The organism is Desulfovibrio sp. JC010 (genome assembly GCF_010470675.1).
Taxonomy (GTDB): domain Bacteria; phylum Desulfobacterota; class Desulfovibrionia; order Desulfovibrionales; family Desulfovibrionaceae; genus Maridesulfovibrio.
The window spans coordinates 409,772-428,149 of sequence record NZ_VOIQ01000001.1; the positions used below are offsets into that span (position 1 = coordinate 409,772).

Annotated in this window: 14 protein-coding genes; 4 read left to right on the forward strand and 10 right to left on the reverse strand. The window is 52.0% G+C overall.

Features of this window, described 5'->3' with window-relative positions:
• Positions 1-62 precede the first annotated feature (62 nt).
• The 3 genes from FMR86_RS01885 (at position 63) to FMR86_RS01895 (ending at position 3,316) form a co-directional block, all read left to right on the forward strand.
• A complete protein-coding gene (locus tag FMR86_RS01885) occupies positions 63-1,745 on the forward strand; it encodes a long-chain fatty acid--CoA ligase (RefSeq protein ID WP_163349367.1) in 1,683 nt (560 codons plus the stop codon).
• Positions 1,746-2,026: 281 nt separating this feature from the next.
• Positions 2,027-2,542 (forward strand): hypothetical protein, encoded by a 516-nt coding sequence (locus tag FMR86_RS01890; protein WP_163349368.1) that lies wholly within the window; start codon positions 2,027-2,029, stop codon positions 2,540-2,542.
• Between the two features lie 135 nt (positions 2,543-2,677).
• Complete coding sequence (locus tag FMR86_RS01895; protein ID WP_163349369.1) at positions 2,678-3,316, forward strand: hypothetical protein; 639 nt, start codon at positions 2,678-2,680, stop codon at positions 3,314-3,316.
• A 174-nt stretch (positions 3,317-3,490) separates the two neighbouring features.
• Here the strand turns inward: FMR86_RS01895 and dxs are convergent, their stop codons facing one another.
• The 9 genes from dxs to FMR86_RS01940 form a co-directional block, all read right to left on the reverse strand.
• Complete coding sequence (gene dxs, locus FMR86_RS01900) at positions 3,491-5,410, reverse strand: 1-deoxy-D-xylulose-5-phosphate synthase (RefSeq protein WP_163349370.1); 1,920 nt, start codon at positions 5,408-5,410, stop codon at positions 3,491-3,493.
• 162 nt (positions 5,411-5,572) lie between these two features.
• Positions 5,573-6,463, reverse strand: a complete 891-nt coding sequence (locus tag FMR86_RS01905; protein ID WP_163349371.1) for a polyprenyl synthetase family protein — start codon at positions 6,461-6,463, stop codon at positions 5,573-5,575.
• The gene (locus FMR86_RS01910) at positions 6,453-6,692 is read right to left on the reverse strand and encodes an exodeoxyribonuclease VII small subunit (protein WP_163349372.1); all 240 of its coding nucleotides are present in this window, start codon (positions 6,690-6,692) and stop codon (positions 6,453-6,455) included. The genes FMR86_RS01905 and FMR86_RS01910 overlap by 11 nt, the downstream gene beginning before the upstream one ends.
• A 103-nt stretch (positions 6,693-6,795) precedes the next feature.
• Positions 6,796-7,695, reverse strand: coding sequence for a M23 family metallopeptidase (locus FMR86_RS01915; RefSeq protein ID WP_163349373.1), 900 nt, complete (start codon positions 7,693-7,695; stop codon positions 6,796-6,798).
• A 20-nt stretch (positions 7,696-7,715) separates the two neighbouring features.
• Positions 7,716-9,092, reverse strand: coding sequence for an exodeoxyribonuclease VII large subunit (xseA, locus tag FMR86_RS01920; RefSeq protein ID WP_163349374.1), 1,377 nt, complete (start codon positions 9,090-9,092; stop codon positions 7,716-7,718).
• Between the two features lie 194 nt (positions 9,093-9,286).
• Entirely contained in the window at positions 9,287-11,029 is a 1,743-nt protein-coding gene (locus FMR86_RS01925) for a proline--tRNA ligase (RefSeq protein WP_163349375.1), read from the reverse strand.
• On the reverse strand, positions 11,030-12,106 hold the full coding sequence (gene ispG / locus FMR86_RS01930) for a flavodoxin-dependent (E)-4-hydroxy-3-methylbut-2-enyl-diphosphate synthase (RefSeq protein ID WP_163349376.1): 1,077 nt from the start codon (positions 12,104-12,106) through the stop codon (positions 11,030-11,032).
• Between the two features lie 177 nt (positions 12,107-12,283).
• Positions 12,284-12,991 (reverse strand): uracil-DNA glycosylase, encoded by a 708-nt coding sequence (locus FMR86_RS01935; RefSeq protein ID WP_163349377.1) that lies wholly within the window; start codon positions 12,989-12,991, stop codon positions 12,284-12,286.
• A gap of 133 nt (positions 12,992-13,124) precedes the next feature.
• Positions 13,125-13,829 carry a phosphoadenosine phosphosulfate reductase family protein gene (locus FMR86_RS01940; protein WP_163349378.1) on the reverse strand — a complete coding sequence of 235 codons (705 nt, stop codon included), beginning with the start codon at positions 13,827-13,829 and terminating at the stop codon, positions 13,125-13,127.
• Positions 13,830-13,999: 170 nt separating this feature from the next.
• On the opposite strand from FMR86_RS01940, the gene FMR86_RS01945 reads away from it, so the two are divergent.
• Complete coding sequence (locus FMR86_RS01945) at positions 14,000-14,602, forward strand: hypothetical protein (protein WP_163349379.1); 603 nt, start codon at positions 14,000-14,002, stop codon at positions 14,600-14,602.
• A 173-nt stretch (positions 14,603-14,775) separates the two neighbouring features.
• Here FMR86_RS01945 and nifJ read toward each other — a convergent pair whose 3' ends face one another.
• Complete coding sequence (nifJ, locus tag FMR86_RS01950; RefSeq protein WP_163349380.1) at positions 14,776-18,300, reverse strand: pyruvate:ferredoxin (flavodoxin) oxidoreductase; 3,525 nt, start codon at positions 18,298-18,300, stop codon at positions 14,776-14,778.
• Positions 18,301-18,378 lie beyond the last annotated feature (78 nt).

Sequence of the window (18,378 nt, forward strand, 5' to 3'; positions counted from 1 at the left end):
GATGACGGCCGTCCCGGTTTCGGAGCGGCAACAGTAATGTATTGAATAAGGGAAGGTTAGGAGTGGAGATTAAACGCCCATGGCTGGATCATTATGATCCGGATGTGCCCCAGACAATTGATTTCGTGTATCGGCCCATATTTGAATATCTGGACCTGACAGCTGAAAAATGGCCCAAACGCAAGGCCATTGAATTCCAAAACTGGTCAATCACTTACGACAAGCTGCAGCGCGAAGTGGAAATCATGGCTGCAAACCTGCGCAAGCTGGGCATTGAGCCGGGCGACCGTATAGCCGTCATGCTGCCCAATACCCCGCAGATGATCATGACCTACTTCGCAATCCTCAAAGCAGGAGCTGTGGTCACCCTGACCAACCCGCTGTACATGGAAACCGAAATCGTCCACCAGCTCAATGATTCCGGGGCCAAGATGCTGATCACCATCGACCTGCTCTGGTCCAAGGTGGAAAAACTGCGCGACAAACTCCCGGTACGCAAATATCTGGTTACCAGAATTTCCGACACCCTGAAATTTCCCCTGAACATGCTTTACAAGGTAAAATGCATGCGGGAAAAAAGCTCTCCCAAAGTCCCCTACAACGAATCGTCAATCCTGAAGTGGGACATTCTGCGGGCCGGCAAGGAACGCTACAGCGCCACAAACATCAGGCCGGAAGATACCGCCATGCTGCAATACACAGGCGGAACCACCGGGCTTTCCAAAGGCTGCAACCTGACCCACGCCAACCTCGGTGCGAACGTGCAGCAGGCCCATGCTGTGCTCAGCAATCTCGGCGAGGAAAGGGAAATTGTAATGGGCATCCTGCCTTATTTCCATATATACGGACTGACTGTCTGTTTGAACTTTCCCACCCTGCTGGGTGCGACCATGATTCCGTTTCCGCGCTACGTTCCGCTTGACGTGCTCAAAACCATGCACAAACTCAAGCCGACCATTTTCCCCGGTGCCCCGGCCCTGTATATTTCCCTGCTGCAACAGAAAGAACTGGAAAAATACGATGTTAAATCTGTAAAATACTGTATCTCGGGTTCCTCTCCCATGCCGGTGGAAGGAATCAAACAGTTCAAGGAAGTTTTCGGGGCAACCATTGTGGAGGGTTTCGGGCTTACCGAAGCTTCTCCCCTGACTCACCTCAATCCCCTTAAAGGGATCAAAAAACCGGGTTCCATCGGAGTTCCCGTACCTTCCACGGATGCCGCCATCGTGGACATGGAAGTGGGCAGTGTGCAGCTTCCTCCCGGAAAAATGGGCGAGCTGGTCATCCGCGGGCCACAGGTAATGAAAGGTTACTACAACAAACCGGACGAGACCGCCGGGACCCTGCGTAACGGCTGGCTCTACACCGGAGACATCGCCTACATGGATGAAGACGGCTACTTCTACATTGTGGACCGCAAAAAGGACATGATCATATCCAGCGGCTACAACATCTACCCCCGCGAGGTGGATGAAGTACTCTACAAGCATCCCAAAATTCAGGAAGCCGTAACTGTAGGCCTGCCGCACAAGACCCGCGGTGAAATCATCAAGGTCTACATAGTCCTCAAGGAAGGCCAATCCATGGACCGCGCTGAAGTCATCGCCTATTGCCGGGACAAGCTTGCCGGATACAAGGTTCCCAGACAGGTTGAATTCCGCGCTGAACTTCCCAAGACCATGGTCGGCAAGGTTCTGCGCCGCGCCCTGCGTGAGGAAGAACAAAAGAAGAAACAAAAATCATAAATTGTGCATTTAGGGCCTCCGGCGTCCAAAGACCTATAGCCGTTAGGCGAGAACTGAAAGTTCGAGTCTTACGGAAATAGAGAGTGGAACGCTAAGGCCCTCTGGACTCCCTGAGGGTTATTCCTGCTAAATCATAAAGCCTTGCCGTTAATTTCATTCGGCATGGCTTTTCTCATTTCTGCAATTTGACAACCTCAAAAATCAAGAGCATTATCATCAATAATTACAGCAAATTATATCAAAAAACACACAATTCAGCCTATCAATTTGCGAGGACTGCCATGCAGGAAAATCTTAAGACAGTGACAATGCAGGCCGGAATACCGGGAACAATCACCCTGCTGCAAAAGGGCGTTTTCATCCACGCTACTTCCGGTATGAGTGTTCGTGATTTCATGGTGGAAACAATAGGTCTGGACCCGGATTATGCCGAAACAAGGGTGCGGGCGATCTTCGTAAACGGCTCACCTGTGGATGATATTGACGGGGTAAAGATCAATGACGGTGACGAGGTCTCACTTTCCGGCGCGCTGCCGGGAATCAGCGGAATCGCCATGTGCCGGGACACTCCCATCGGTGCTTTCCGCAGCGACATCAGTGCCCAATCATCCGACGCAGTGCGTTCCGGTGACGCAAAAATATACCTGAAACTGTTCAATCTCATAGCGCAGGAAGCAGGCAAAACCCTGCTGCAAAAAGGCGTAATTGCACTGGCTGAAGATGTGCGGGCTTACTTGAAAGAAGGAGCACCGGAAGAACTTCCGCCTGAAAACGGACCCGTTTTGCTGAAGATTTAATCAATCAGACAAACTGTTTTTCGCTTAAAACTACCAACTGAAAACTTGTTTATTTAAAAAAGTAGACTTTATTATTTTGATAATATACAAGCGGCGTGAAGTGCAAAAACCTCTAACTGCTTTTGGATTATCACCATGAAAAGACTGCTTTTAATCTGTATTCTATCTCTTTTGACTTTGACCGGTTGCGCGGTCGGCAACAAATACGATCTGGCAACCGCTGTTCCGGAAGTCACACACTCCTCAGATCAGGAAGTGGCTCTGGGCGTTCAGGATGTACGCGAGTACATTGTTGACGGTGACAAAACTCAGGATTTCATCGGACTCCAGCGCGGCGGCTTCGGCAACCCTTTCGATGTAAGCACCCAGAGCGGCAAACCGCTTGCTGACGATATCTTAAACGTACTTGCCGCCGGTCTGGAAAAACAGGGCTACAAGGTCAACAAAGCGGAAATCTCTCCGCTGACAACCACTGAACGGGCAGTGGAAAAATTAACTGCCGATCATAAAAAACGGGCTCTGCTCGTCTCTATCCTCAACTGGAAATCCGACACCATGTACAGTGTTGCCATGCATTACGACTTTAGAGCTACCGTATACGACGAGTCCGGTAAAAAAGTGGCTGCAACAACCCTGAAAGGCGAAGACGAATTAGGAGGCAGCATGATGAATCCTCCTGCTCATGCCATGAAAGTTGTTCCGCAGGCTTTGCAGGAACAGCTTGAACGGATAATTAATGCGCCCGTAATTTCGGATGCCCTGCGCGAAAATTAACATTTAATCAGGCTTTAAATCAAAAAACCGCATTCAATTCTGAATGCGGTTTTTTTTGATTTAAAATGGTCTTTCAGCCTACGCGGCGAAGCCCTAATAAAAGGTTTTGGGAGAGTCCAGAGAACCCTTTTGCAAAAGGGTTCTTTGGCCCCCGGAGGGCCGCCGGAGGCATTCCTATTCCAGCCCCAGCATCTCCATCATGGTTTCTTTCATGCCTGCGGTGTCAATGCCGAGCTCATTACGCAGTTCCAGCTGGGTGCCGTGCTCGATGAACTCATCGGGAATGCCGAGACGCTTGATCTCGTGACCGTCAATGGCGTTATTGTCCACCAGCATCTCCACCACTGCGGAACTGAAACCGCCGGCCTTGGCGTTTTCTTCCACAATGAGGATTTTCTTGAACCTTCCGGCCAGCTCCAGAATCTGTTTTTCCGGCAGCGGCTTGATGAAACGGGCGTTGAAAACGGCCACGGCTTTGCCATGCTCCTCGTCAATCTCTTCCACAGCTTCCACTGCAGGCCAGACCCTTGAACCGACGGTAATAACCAAACCGTCAAATCCGTCACGAAGAAGCTCGCCCTCACCGATTTCAAGAGGACTGGGGGTCTCTTCAAGAATGGCACCGATACCTACACCGCGGGGGTAACGCACCGCAGCAGGACCGTTAAAATCAATGGCAGTACGGACCATGCGTGAAAGCTCGGCCTCATCCTTGGGAGCCATGAAAATCAGGTTCGGAATATGGCGCATGTAAGACATGTCAAAAACGCCGTGGTGGGTGGCACCGTCAGCACCGACCAGGCCGCCGCGATCAAGGAAAAAATTCACATTCAGGTTCTGCAGACAGACATCGTGCACCACCTGATCGTAAGAACGCTGCAGGAAGGTGGAATAAATAGCCACCGCAGGCTTGAAGCCCATGGTTGCCAGTCCGGCGGCAAAAGTCACCGCGTGCTGTTCACAGATGCCCACATCCACAAAACGGTCCGGGAACTGCTCACGGAAAGGACTTACTCCGGTTCCTTCGGGCATGGCCGCGGTGATGGCAACGATCTTGTCATCCTTTTCCGCCAGCTTGCAGAGGGTCTTGCCGAAAACTTCAGTATAGGAAGGCAGACCGCCCTTGAATTTTTTGGCCCGTCCGGTTTCCGGCTCAAAGCTGCCCACACCGTGAAAATAGGTGGGGTTGTCTTCAGCCGGGGTATATCCCTTTCCTTTTTTGGTCAGCACATGGACAAGCACCGGGCTATCGATCTTTTTGACCTGCTCGAAAACATCGACCAGATCATCCATGTTATGCCCGTCAATGGGACCGAGATAAGTAAAATCAAGAGACTCGAAAAGCATGCCCGGAGTGAAGAAGCTCTTAAAGGAATCTTCACCGCGCTTGGCGTACATGGCCAGATCATCACCGATCTTGGGAATCTGCTTGAGGACGGATTCAAAATCCTTCTTGAAACGGTTCATGACCGGGTGGGAAAGTTTACGGCTCAGGAATGCGGAAAGCGCGCCAACGTTATCCGAAATGGACATTTCGTTGTCGTTAAGCACAACCACCATCTTGCGTTTCATACCCCCGGCCTGGTTCAGACCTTCAAAAGCCTGTCCTGCGGTCATGGAGCCGTCACCGATTACGGCCACACAATTGCGTTTTTCACCCTCAAGATCACTGGCCACAGCCATACCCAGCGCAGCGGAAATGGAAGTACTGGAATGCCCTACACCGAAATGGTCATAGGAATTCTCAGCCATACGGGGAAAGCCGCTGATGCCGTCCTTCTGGCGCAGGGTATGGAACTCCTCGTACCGTCCGGTCAGAATCTTATGGGCATAAGCCTGATGACCCACATCCCAGACCAGACGGTCCCGCTCAAGGTCGAAACACTTGAACAGGGCCAGAGTCAGCTCAATTACACCGAGAGAAGGAGCCAGATGGCCGCCGCCCACGGATACAGTATTGATTATGCATTTACGCAGTTCATCTGCCAGCTGAGCCATTTCTTCATCGCTCAGACCCTGAACCTGCGCAGGATTATTTATTTTCTGCAGCAGCTCATATTTTCCGCATCCGCAGGAATTCTCATTTTTACTCATATCCGAAAGAACCTCACCACTGGTTTCAATCTATGTAAAACTCAAGCAGTGTAACAGCAAACTCCCCTACTCCCTCTGGAATCCACTGCTTGGCGCACACTACTTAACACTGTTAACTTTAGAACGTATAAAAAATCTTATCCCACCGGAAACCGGCTTAACCTAGTAAACCCGGTCCACGATATAACGGGCAAGTTCCGCGAGGAACTCGGCCTCTTCACCGGAATAGGGAGAAAGCAGCTCCACGGCCTCATCAACATATTTACGGGCCAGTTCCTTGCTTTCCTCAAGTCCGATCAGGCTGGGGTAAGTGGATTTACCCTGCTCGATGTCGCTACCCACAGGCTTGCCGAGGGTTTCTTCATCGCCGACAACATCCAGAACATCGTCCACGATCTGGAACGCCACACCGATAAGACGTCCGTATTCTTCAGCTCTGCGGACATCATCTTCGGTCGCCTCTGCTCCTTTAGCCAGAATTGCGCCTGATTTACAAGCAGAAAGAATGAGTGCCCCGGTTTTCATGGAATGCATAACCTTGAGTTCGTCAAGGGTCACGCCTTCACGTCCGGTGTAGCTCATGTCCACAACCTGACCGCCGACCATGCCCGGACAACCTGCGGATTTTGCCATCAGCGCGATGGCTTCAACCACGTACTGGGCAGGGGCGTCAGCTTTAGCCATGAAGCCGAAAGCTTCGGTAAGCAGACCGTCACCGGCCAGAATAGCGGTAGCTTCATCAAACTTTTTGTGGTTTGAAGGCTTACCGCGACGCAGATCATCATCATCCATGGCCGGAAGATCGTCATGGATCAGCGAATAGGTATGGATCATCTCAAGGCTGGCTGCGAAAGGCATGACTGCCTCTTTCTTTGCTCCAAGCATTTTGGCCCAGACCAGCACCAGAACCGGGCGCAGCCTTTTGCCGCCCGCCAGCAGGCTGTATTCCATGGACTCAAGAAGATTCTCTGGAATCCCCATATCTTTCAGACATCCACCCAGATATTTCTCAACATCCGCAGCATGTACCGCGAGTTTTTCTTTAACTGTCATCCGCTGTATCCTCTTCTGTATCAACGTCGAAATCTTCCACTTCGCCGTCAGTGACTATTTTTACTTCGTTACGGGCCTTTTCCAGCTGTTTGGCGCATTCCTTGGAAAGAATCTGCCCTTCTTTAAAAAGGGCCACGCCTTCTTCCAAAGGCAGGTCGCCCTTTTCAAGGGCGGACACTATCGCCTTCAAGCGGTCCAAGCGATTTTCGAATGTATTATCTTTTTTCAAAGATGCCTCCGGCGGCTCTCCGAGGGCTTAAACCCTTTTCCAAAAGGGTTTAAGAATCCCAAAACGTTTTATTAGGGCTTCGCCGCTTCGAATCTTAAAATCTTTATTTTATACCGAGCAATTGATCGGTTGTTTTATGCATTACGTAGTTGGGATCAACCAGCCTGCCCTGCACTGATACACTCATATGCAGGTGCGGTCCGGTCACCCTTCCTGTTGAGCCGATGCCGCCGATAAGCTGGCCCCGTTCAACCGATTCGCCTTCCTTAACATCTATCCGTGAAAGATGGAAATACATAGTAACCACCCCGTTACCGTGGTCAACATACACGGAGTTTCCGGCGTAGTAATGGTTGCCCACCAGAACCACCTTGCCGTCGGCCATGGCCTTGATGGCAGTTCCCTTTGCGCCCCGAAAATCGAGACCGCGATGCGGATTCTTGGGCTTGCCGTTCAAAATGCGCTGTGCGCCGTAGGGACTTGATTGCGCCCCCTTGGTGGGACGATCAAAAGGTACGAACCATTTACGGTCAGCGGTCATCACCTCTTTGGCAACTTTTACTTCCTTACGGTCCTGCGCGATCTTATCGTAAACTTCCTGCGGCGGAGTAACCATTTTCTCCGGCAGGGTCAGCCGCTGGATCTTGTATTTCTTTTTATGAATTTTTACTGTTCTGCCGAAAGAACGTTCCTTGCCGTTAGATACCGTTTTGATGACCAGTTTATCCTTGCCAGTTTTATCAAAAAGCACGTCTGTGCCGAACATTGCCAGTGCCACTGAACGCCCCTTCCAGCTGCGGATTTCAGGCTCAACAGATTTGCCCTTCCATTTAATGGAGACGGAATCCAGCGGTTTATCCGAGGTAACCCGGACCATAAACGGTTCACCGAGACCGACATTTTTCGGATAGGCCAGAAATACTGAAGCCAGCGCAGTGGACGCGCAGAGCAGGAGCAGAAACAGAGTAAGAAGAGCAATACGAAATTGTTTGTATCCATTCATTTTCAATAATCTCCACAGAATTATTCAGATGTAACCCTCGCCCTGACCTCACCGGATTTGACCCGCACCCGGATAGCATCGCCATCTGCAACTTCATCCGGGCTGCGCAAAAATGCTTCGCTCTTTTCCACGGTTACGAGAGCATAGCCCCGCTCCAGCGGACTTTCCGGATCCAGCATGCGCAGTGAGGTGGACACATTTTCAAATTCAGCCAGTTTGTCTTTCAAAAAAATATCTGCTGCACGGGACAGCCGGGATTCAAGTCCGGCAAGATCGTGTTCCATGCGTTCAATCCGGTCCCCGCCAAAGGCAAAGGACAGGCGTTGTGACAAAGCTTTTACACTGTCACTCTTTGCATTGATGAAATTTTCAGCAGCCCGGTACAGCCTTTCCCCTTCTTCATCAAAGGAGGTCAGCAGCCGTTCAATGCGCCGGGCAGGTGATAGCCAGCTGAGTCCCTTTTGCAGGGTTTCCAGCCGGGATTCACGTCTGTTCAGAAAATTTTCAAAACTGCGCTTAAGCGAACCTTCCAGCTCATCCACAGTCTGCATCAAAGTCTCGCGCCGAGGCCAGAGTTCCTGCGCCGCATGACTGGGGGTCGCCACCCGTTTGTCAGCAACGTAGTCGGCAATGGAAACATCCACTTCATGCCCCACCCCGCAGACCACCGGAACAGTGGCCCGGAAAAGCGCGTCCGCCACCTGCTCGGTATTAAAGGCCCAAAGATCTTCCAGTGAACCGCCGCCGCGAATGAGCACCACTACCTCGGCCCAGCCGTCATCGTAAACCCTGTCCAGAGCCTGCGCGATCTGTGCAGGCGCGAGATCACCCTGCACCAGTGTGGGATAGATTCTTATCTCCGCCCCGGTACCACGCGCTTCGGCGATTTTCAGGAAATCGCGCACTGCCGCGCCCGTGGGAGCGGTGACCACCGCCACCCTTTTCGGGGAACGGGGGATTTCCATTTTGCGGTCTTCGGCAAAATATCCTTTCTCGGCCAGCTTGCGTTTCATGGCTTCAAAGGCAAGCTTCAGGTCGCCTACGCCCTGCTCCTGCACCAGTTCAGCCACCAGCTGGTACACGCCGCGCGGGGGGTAGACATTCATGTGTCCGGCAACGAGAATTTCCATGCCGTCCTCAAGTTCCAGAGGACCGCCGGATTCAATCTCCCCGGTGAGCGGATTTACGGACTCTTCGCCGTCACCGCCCATGCGCTGGTTACCTTTAAACCAGACCACAGAAAGGCCCGCGTCACCGTCAGTGAGCGTAAAATAAATATGCCCGGACGCAGGCCGGGCCAGATTCGTAACCTGACCCCGCACCCAGATAAACGGAAATTCCGTTTCCAGAACATCCTTAACGGCACGGGTAATGTCAGTTACAGAAAATATTTTCATTTTTGCCTTCGGCGACCCTGCCGGGGGCCTTAAACCCTTTTCCAAAAGGGTTTAAGAATCCCAAAACGTTTTAATAGGGCTTTGCCGTCTTAAAAATATTTATACGATGCAAACTAAAAGGTTTTGAAAGGGATGGGGTCTGGGGAAGGGAAAACTTTTGCAAAAGTTTTTCCTTCCCCAGCCGTCGGAGACATTTATGAGTTCAAACCCCATGACTGCCAGATTTCGGCACGCCATGTTTTGAAAGCTTCCATGAAACCTTCGAGGGGCAGTTCGATTTTTTCTCCGGTTTTGCGGTTCTTGGCTTCCACAATACCGTTCTTAAGGCCCTTGCCGCCGATAACCAGCTGCATGGGGTAGCCTATCAGGTCAGCATCTGCGAATTTCACGCCCGGACGTTCCTTGCGGTCATCGTAAGCGGCATCAATACCCATTTCCATGAGTTCATTGTAAAGTTCTTCTGCTTTTTCATTAACAGCAGCATCCTTGCCTCCGAGGGAGATCACGCAAAGTTCAAAAGGCGCGATGGTGGGCGGGAAGATAGCACCGTTCTCATCATTGTTCTGCTCAATGGCGGAAGCAACGATGCGGGATACGCCGATGCCGTAGCAGCCCATAACCATAGGCTGGGTCTTGCCGTTTTCATCAAGGAAAGTGGCTTCCATCGACTTGGAATACTTGGAACCGAGCTTGAAAACGTGACCTACTTCAATACCCTTGGTGAACTCGATAGCCGCGCCGCACTCAGGGCAGGGATCTGCTTCGGTGATCACGCGCAGGTCGGCGAACTGCTCGATTTTGCAGTCGCGGCCGAGAGAAAGATGCTTGATGTGGGTATCACCCTTGTTGGCTCCGGCAATCCAGTCGGTAGCGGACAGCAGTTCATGGTCGGCGAAAATACGCTCAACCTTGATGCCCACAGGTCCGGCAAAACCGACAGGTGCTCCGGTCCATTCCTTGACCTGCTCCTCGGTTGCCATTTCGATTTCATTGCCGCCGATGAGGTTGCGCAGCTTGACGTCATTCAGTTCGCGGTCACCGCGTACCAGTGCAGCTACAGGCTCACCGTCCACGGTGAAAAGCAGGGTCTTGACCAGCTTGTCCTGACCTACTTCGAGAAATTCGCAGACTTCTTCCACAGTGTGCTTGCCCGGAGTGGCAACTTCTTCGATTGCCGGGCAGTCAGCTTCAAGCATGGATTCGCCAGCCGGGGCGGCAACCTTGGCTTTTTCAAGGTTGGCAGCGTAGCCGCATTTTTCATCCTTGCAGACTGCTATGGTATCTTCACCGGTATCGGCAAGCACATGAAATTCGTGTGAAAAATCACCGCCGATGGCACCGGAATCCGCCTGTACGGGACGGAAATTCAGCCCGATGCGGGTGAAAGCTTTTTTGTAAGCCTCGAACATATTCGCGTAGGACTCTTCTGCACCGGCTTCATCTTTATCAAAGGAGTAAGCATCCTTCATGATGAATTCACGGCCGCGCATGAGGCCGAAACGGGGGCGGATTTCATCGCGGAACTTGTTCTGAATCTGGTAGAGATTGAGAGGCAGCTGCTTGTAGGATTTTACTTCGCCGCGCACGAGGTCGGTGATGACTTCTTCGTGGGTGGGTCCGAGGCAGTAGTCACGACCGTGACGGTCTTTCACGCGCAGCAGTTCCTTGCCGTAGTAATCCCAACGTCCGGTCTCTTCCCAGAGATCACCGGGCTGAACCATGGGCATGAGCACTTCCAGTGCGCCCGCACGGTTCATTTCTTCGCGCACGATGCCCGCAACCTTGTTCACGGACTTAAGGCCCAGCGGCAGGTAGTTGTAGATACCGCTGGTCAGCTTGCGGATCATGCCCGCGCGCATGAGCAGTTTATGGGAAACCACTTCCGCTTCGGAAGGATCTTCTTTCAATGTGGGAATATAGTAACGGCTTAAACGCATTTATTGTCCTCTCTTTTCTTTCAGGAATATTTCGATTTCTTTCATAAATTCAGGCAGCAGATTTTCATCGCCCTTAACCTTGCGGATAATCTCACCTTTGCGGAAAATAAGTCCGGTACCCCGGCCTCCGGCAATGCCGATATCAGCTTCTCTAGCCTCTCCGGGACCGTTAACCACACAGCCCATAACCGCCACGGTAAATACATCTTCAACGCCGCGCAGGTTGTCTTCAACCTTCTGGGCCAGATCAATCAATTCAATTTCAGTACGTCCGCAGGTGGGGCAGGAAACAATTTCAGGACCGCGTTCACGCAGTCCCAATGATCTCAGAATCTCCCATGCAACGCCCACTTCCGCCACCGGATCATGGGTCAGGGAAACACGCATGGTATCGCCCAGCCCTTCCCAGAACAGGATACCCAGACCAACGGAAGATTTGACCGCGCCGCGCACCAGAGTCCCGGCCTCGGTGATTCCCACGTGCTGCGGATAATCCACTTTCTCAGCCAGCAGCTTATAAGCGGCGATGGTGTTCAGCACGGAGGAGGATTTGAGGGAAATCTTGGTGTTGTAGAATCCTCTCTTTTCCAGCATCCCCACGTGTTCCAGTGCACTTTCAACCATGGCTTCCGGGGTCGGGCCGCCGTATTTAGCCAGCAGGGATTTATCCAGCGAGCCGCCGTTCACGCCGATGCGGATGGGAATATTATTCGCCTTGGCTGCGGAAACAACAGCATCCACCCGCTTTTCATCGCCGATGTTGCCGGGGTTGATGCGCAGGGCGTCGATTCCCGCCTCAATGGCGGCAAGAGCCAGACGGTAATCAAAATGGATGTCAGCCACCAGCGGCACCGGGGAACCTTTACGGATCTGGGGCAATGCAGCCGCAGCTTCCTGATCAGGAACGGCAACGCGCACAATCTCGCATCCGGCCTCGGCCAGCGCGTCGATCTGGGCGCGGGTGGAAAGGGCATCGCGCGTGTCCGTGTTGCACATGGACTGAACCCTTACCGGGTTGTCACCGCCAATACCCACATCCCCGATGAACAGCTCACGGGTCTTTTTTCTATTGATCATATTTCACCTGATTTATTCAGTTTCTAAGCTCATTAAGAAATAACGTGCGCGGTAGCATAATATATATTGATATAAGAGCCAAGTATGCCTTCGGCGACCCTGCCGGGGGCCTCAAACCCTTTTGCAAAAGGGTTTAAGAATCCCAAAACCTTTTATTAACGCTTCGCGTCTATCATTTTATTTTACCCAGTTGATTTCCGGGCATTTGGCGAAGTGGTTTTCGCCGAGGAATGAGCCGGGCTTCTTGGCGTAAAGCATGGGGTGGTGGCTTTCAAGCTTATTTGCGGCGGGAACGAAATCACCCATTTCGCAGGCATTGCCGCCCCAAAGCAGCCATTTGGCCTGCGGGTTGGCTTTGTGGATGAAACGCAGCAGTTCTTTTGCAAAATTCTGCCAGATATCGCGGTGGCTGTTGGATTCACCTATTTTGCAGGTCAGGGCGGTGTTTAAAAAGAGCACACCCTGCTCCTCCAAATGCGGGAACAGCTTCTTCGGCGGCAGGAGCGGAAATTTGCCCTCGGCAATATCCTTTCGCACCGGGCCGATGCCGAGCACTTCATCAATGTCCATGTAATTTTTATGGAAAAGCTTGATCATATTGCCCAGTGAATTATTCACCGGATCGTTCCAGCTTTTGATATCACCCACTTCAAAGGCCCTGCCGGTAGCAACACCCTGTTGGGGATACGGATCCTGCCCGAGAATGATGACTTTCATTTTGGAAAGGTCAGTCTTGCAGAAACGCAGAACTTTATCCGCATTGGGAGTAAAGTCTTTACCAATAGATGAGCTGATCCGGTCCAGCTCCATCATTCTGGGCAGGTTAAAAAATCCTTTCCATGAATCATGTACTTCATAAGATGACAAACAAAAATTTACTCTCATAATTTTCTACTCTCTTTATACTTAGCCTCCCCTACTAAAAGGTTTTGGGATTCTTAAACCCTTTTGCAAAAGGGTTTAAGCCGCCGGAGGCAAAATCTTTTCATCACAAGCGCGAAGCGCATCAAAACTCTTCTTAAAAATATCCCATGGAAGTAAGCTGTTCCAGATTGCGTTCTTTTTCGCTGCTGCGCCCGGCTCGCTCACCCTCTCCGCCCTTAACAGTGCAAGGCTTGCATCCTAACGAACGATAGCCCTGATCATAAAGTTCGCAATGAGGAATCTGGTGCATGGTGATGAACGACCAGATGTCCATCTCAGTCCACTCAAGGATGGGATTAAGCAGGGTGTGGTCGGGATCATCACGCACTTCCATATATCTGCGCCCTGCCCTGCTGGGATGTTCATCCCTGCGGATTCCGGTAATGAGCAGGTCGATTTCAAATTCTTCTATGGCTTTCTGCAGGGGCTTTATCTTTAGCTCGGCGCAACATTTCACCGGGTCCTCGGCTACCGGATAACTGGCGAGATCAATATCAGGCCGGAGAACTTTCACGTCCACTCCCCATTTCAGGGCAGTGAGGTCGCGGAAAGCCATTACTTCTGGAAACTTGATCCCGGTATCAATGGACAGAGCTTGCGGAACCAGCACCAGCGATGCTTCCTTGCCCTTATTCTTGAGTACCTCGCGCCAGAGGGCCAGCACCACCGTGGAATCCTTACCCCCGGTCCACGCCACGGCAATCCGCTGCGGCGGATACATTTCCAGCATACCGGACATCAAGCCTGCGCTATGAGCAACCTTGGCGTCAAGGGGGGTGGACGCATTAATATCAGTCAAAATCAGACTCCTTCAAGAAAGTGGTTTCCTTGTTGCCTGAAACGGTTCTTTTTGCAAGCGGCTCACGCCTTATTGCAAACTTAATAATTCTTAATTCAAACTTAATAAACGTTGGCTAAACACTTGCTGAAATTAAGTCGATATTAATTTTACACACTTTCAAGGAGGCAATGATGGTCACAATTGATTCACTGGGAAACTCGTCTGCCACTGGCGTTTTCCAATTAAACAAAAACGAGCAGGAAGAACAGCGCAAAGCCATTGATGAAAGGCTTAAAGACGGTGATACCGTTAAAATTTCAGCAGAAGCCATGGAGCTGTTTAAATCAAAATTGGAAGAATACGGTGCCCAGAACCCCGGCGACCTGACCAAAGACCAGAAAGAAGACCTGAAGGACACCATGGAAAGTTTTGCCGAGGAAAACAACATTGACCCGGAAAATATGCCCCGCCCCGGCGGAATCCCCCCGGGAGGCATGCCTCCTGAAGGAGAAGGCGGCAATCCCGGAGGCAAGCAAGAAGGCCAAGGCGGGAGGGACAGAGGTCCCGGAGGTGCGGGTAAAGCAGGAGGAGGCCAGCAGGCAGCATCCAGCGACAGCACTGACGATGTAGAAGACAAAGAAGATGAAATCGAAACACTGCAGGATGAAATCACACAACTCCGCGCCGAAGCCACCAACGATGAAAAAGCTGCAGAAAAATTGAAGACCAAGGAAGTGGAACTTGCCGCACTGCAAGCTGAGTTGGCGCTGCTTGAAAGCCAGTCTGCCTAAGACTCCCCACATACAACAACTAGGGAGTCCAGAGGGGTTTAGCCCTTCTGGTCCCGCTGAAGGCGAAATCAAATCGTCAAAAGCGCGTAGCGCATCAAATCACATCAAAAGGCCCCCGCATCCATCGGATACGGGGGCCTCAATTTTATCAGGTATTTCTGCTGCGGGCTTGATTAATCGTCAGAGTAATCAAGTTCAGCAAGCTGCTTGAGAAGCTTGTAACGCTGCTTGCAGTCTTTTTCGAGACCTGCGCGCATTTCCTTGGATGCTTCGGGCATCATGCGCTCAAGCATTGCGTAACGGTTTTCGCCGGAAAGGAATTCCTGCAGGGTTCCGTCAGGCTCTTTGTATTCAACAACCAGCGGATTCTCGCCGTTCTCTTCGCGGCGGGGGTCGAAGCGGTAAAGCGGCCAGTAGCCGGACTCAACCGCAAGCTTGCCTTCGAGCTGGGTTTTACCCATACCCTTGCGGATACCCTGGTTGATGCAGGGAGCGTAAGCAATAATCAGGGAAGGTCCGGGATAGGACTCAGCTTCGAGGAAAGCCTTCATGACCTGATTCTTGTTGGCACCCATGGAGATGGAGGCAACGTAAACGTAGCCGTAGCTCATCATCATGCGACCGAGGTCTTTCTTGGAGGTGTGCTTACCGGCAGCTGCGAACTTGGCGATAGAGCCGAGCGGAGTTGCCTTGGAAGCCTGACCACCGGTGTTGGAGTACACTTCGGTATCCATAACGAGGATGTTGATGTCCTTGCCGGAAGCGAGAACGTGGTCAACACCGCCGAAGCCGATATCGTAGGCCCAGCCGTCACCGCCGAAGCACCATACGGACTTCTTGGTGAAGATATCTTCCTGCTCTTCGATTTCAAGCAGCAGGTCGTAGTTGTCAGCTTCTACAGCTAGGAGCTCACGCAGCTGGTCGCCGTATTCGAGAGACTTGGCAGCGTCTTCCTTGTTTTCAATCCAGCCTTTGAGAGCTGCTTTGAGTTCGTCGGTGATGTCCAGCTCAAGAGCCTGTTCCATCTGCATTTTCAGACGTTCGCGGCGGTTGGAGATAGCCATTTCCATACCGAAGCCGTATTCAGCGGCATCTTCGAACAGGGAGTTACCCCATGCGGGTCCGTGACCTTCAAGGTTCTCGCAGTAAGGAGTGGAAGGTGCGGATGCGCCCCAGATGGAGGAACAACCGGTGGCGTTGGCAATAATCATGCGTTCACCGAAGAGCTGGGTGAGAACCTTAACGTAAGGTGTTTCACCGCAACCGGCACATGCGCCGGAGAATTCCATAAGGGACTGCTGGAACTGGCTGCCCTTAACGCTGGTGCGGGGCAGGATGCGGTCCTTGAAGGATATGATTTCGGAGAAGTCGTAGTTGGGAACTTCTTTTTCGGTCTGGGTAGCCAGCGGCTTCATGACCAGAGCTTTTTCCTTGGCCGGGCAGATGTCGGCGCAGTTGCCGCAGCCCTGACAGTCAAGGGCGTTGACCTGCATGCGGTACTTGAGACCTTCCATGCCTTTGCCCTTGGCATCCATGGTTTCAAAGGACTCAGGTGCAATCTTCATTTCTTCTTCATCTACAAGAACGGGGCGCAGGGCACTGTGCGGGCAGACAAAGGAGCACTGGTTGCACTGGATGCAGTTATCCATGATCCATTCGGGGACCATGATTGCTACACCGCGCTTTTCAAAGCGGGAAGTACCCATGGGGAAACGTCCGTCAGGGGAGAATGCACTGACCGGGAGTTCGTCACCTTTCTGGGCGAGGATGGGCTTAACAACGTCAGTGATGAATTCAGGTTCGAAGGATTCAACTGCTTCTTCATCTTCAGCGGTGGCCCAGCTTTCGGGATATTTAATTTCAATAAGGTTTGCTTCGGCCTGATCAACTGCGGCGTTGTTCATGTTGACGATCTTCTCGCCCTTTTTGCCGTAAGCATCCTGAATGGATTCTTTGAGGTATTTGACTGCGTCTTCAAAGGGGATGACATTTGCCAGCTTGAAGAACGCGGTCTGCATGACCATGTTGATACGTCCGCCGAGACCGACATCACCTGCGATTTTAACACCGTCGATGACGTAGAACTTAAGCTTGTTCTGAGCAATCTTGCGGCGCAGTTTTGCGGGCAGTTCGGCTTCCAGCTCTTCAAGCCCCATGCTGGTGTTGAGCAGGAAGGTTCCGTTTTCGCGAATACCGTCCAACAGGTCGTAAAGTTTTACATAGCTGGGGTTGTGACAGGCGATGAAGTCCGCAATTTCAACAAGGTAAGTGGACTTAATGGGGCTTTTACCGAAACGCAGGTGGGATACGGTAATACCGCCGGACTTCTTGGAGTCGTAGGCAAAGTAACCCTGTGCGTACATGTCGGTTTTGTCACCGATAATTTTAATGGCCTGCTTGTTGGCGCCCACAGTACCGTCGGAACCGAGACCCCAGAACTTACACTGCACAGTGCCTTCGGGGGTGGTATCGATGCTCTCGCCCACTTCGATGGAGTGGCGGGTAACGTCGTCGTTGATACCTACAGTGAAGTGGTGTCTGGGAGACAGGGACTTCATGTTGTCGTAGATGGCCTTGACCATTGCAGGAGTAAATTCCTTGGAACCGAGGCCGTAACGTCCGGCATGCACGGGCAGGTCGATGTTCATTTCTTTCAGTGCGGTGCAGACATCAAGGTACAGGGGATCGCCGATGGCTCCGCCTTCTTTGGTGCGGTCCAGAACGGTGAGCTGCTGGCAGGTGGCGGGGATTGCGCGGCCGAGATGTTCGATGGAGAACGGACGGAACAGGCGGACTTTTACCAGACCGACTTTTTCGCCGTCAGCAACCAGCTTCTCGATGGTTTCTTCAATGGCTTCACAGCCGGAACCCATGGCGACGATGACGTCTTCTGCTTCGGGATGACCTACATAGTCGAAAAGTTTATATTCACGCCCGGTAATTTCCTTAACCTTGAGCATGGCGTCTTCAACATAACCGGGAACAGCGTCGCGGTAGGGGTTGATGGCTTCAGTGGCCTGGAAATAGATATCCGGGTTCTGGGCGGTACCGCGGGTGTGCGGGTGCTCGGGGTTGAGTGCACGGTCACGGAAGTCACGGACTTTATCCCAGTTCAGGGCGGCGGCCATGTCGTTGTAATCGATCAGTTCGATCTTCTGTACTTCGTGGGAAGTTCTGAAGCCGTCGAAAAAGTGTACAAAAGGAATGCTGGATTCAACAGTCGCCAGATGAGAAACAAGAGCGAGGTCGAGGGATTCCTGTACGGAGTTGGATGCCAGCATTGCAAACCCGGTCTGGCGGGTAGCCATGACGTCCTGATGGTCACCGAAGATGGACAGGGCCTGTCCGGCTACAGCACGGGCGGAAACATGAAAGACGGTGGGCAGCAGTTCGCCCGCGATCTTGTACATGTTGGGGATCATCAGCAGCAGACCCTGAGATGCGGTGAAGGTACAGGAAAGGTTACCCGCAGCAAGCGCACCGTGCAGGGCACCGGCAGCACCGGCTTCGGACTGCAGCTCCCGTACTTCCATGGTGGTATCGAAAATATTTTTCAGACCCTGAACAGCCCACTCGTCAGCCAGTTCGGCCATGGGGGATGAAGGGGTAATGGGATAGATGGCGGCGGTTTCGCACATAGCGTAAGCTACGTATGAAGCAGCTTGGTTACCATCCATAGTTTTCATTTTTTTTGCCATTCTTTTAAACTCCGTGTCTTATGGTTGGGAAGGCGTGCGCCGAAAAGTATAGCACACGACCATATGCGTTGCCTACCC

Bases quoted from the DNA above. Each gene is read 5' to 3' on its own strand.
- FMR86_RS01890 (WP_163349368.1), top strand. From the start codon at position 2,027: ATGCAGGAAAATCTTAAGACAGTGACAATGCAGGCCGGAATACCGGGA.
- FMR86_RS01895 (WP_163349369.1), top strand. From the start codon at position 2,678: ATGAAAAGACTGCTTTTAATCTGTATTCTATCTCTTTTGACTTTGACC.
- dxs (WP_163349370.1), bottom strand. From the start codon at position 5,410: ATGAGTAAAAATGAGAATTCCTGCGGATGCGGAAAATATGAGCTGCTG.
- FMR86_RS01905 (WP_163349371.1), bottom strand. From the start codon at position 6,463: ATGACAGTTAAAGAAAAACTCGCGGTACATGCTGCGGATGTTGAGAAA.
- FMR86_RS01915 (WP_163349373.1), bottom strand. From the start codon at position 7,695: ATGAATGGATACAAACAATTTCGTATTGCTCTTCTTACTCTGTTTCTG.
- xseA (WP_163349374.1), bottom strand. From the start codon at position 9,092: ATGAAAATATTTTCTGTAACTGACATTACCCGTGCCGTTAAGGATGTT.
- FMR86_RS01925 (WP_163349375.1), bottom strand. From the start codon at position 11,029: ATGCGTTTAAGCCGTTACTATATTCCCACATTGAAAGAAGATCCTTCC.
- ispG (WP_163349376.1), bottom strand. From the start codon at position 12,106: ATGATCAATAGAAAAAAGACCCGTGAGCTGTTCATCGGGGATGTGGGT.
- FMR86_RS01935 (WP_163349377.1), bottom strand. From the start codon at position 12,991: ATGAGAGTAAATTTTTGTTTGTCATCTTATGAAGTACATGATTCATGG.
- FMR86_RS01945 (WP_163349379.1), top strand. From the start codon at position 14,000: ATGATGGTCACAATTGATTCACTGGGAAACTCGTCTGCCACTGGCGTT.
- nifJ (WP_163349380.1), bottom strand. From the start codon at position 18,300: ATGGCAAAAAAAATGAAAACTATGGATGGTAACCAAGCTGCTTCATAC.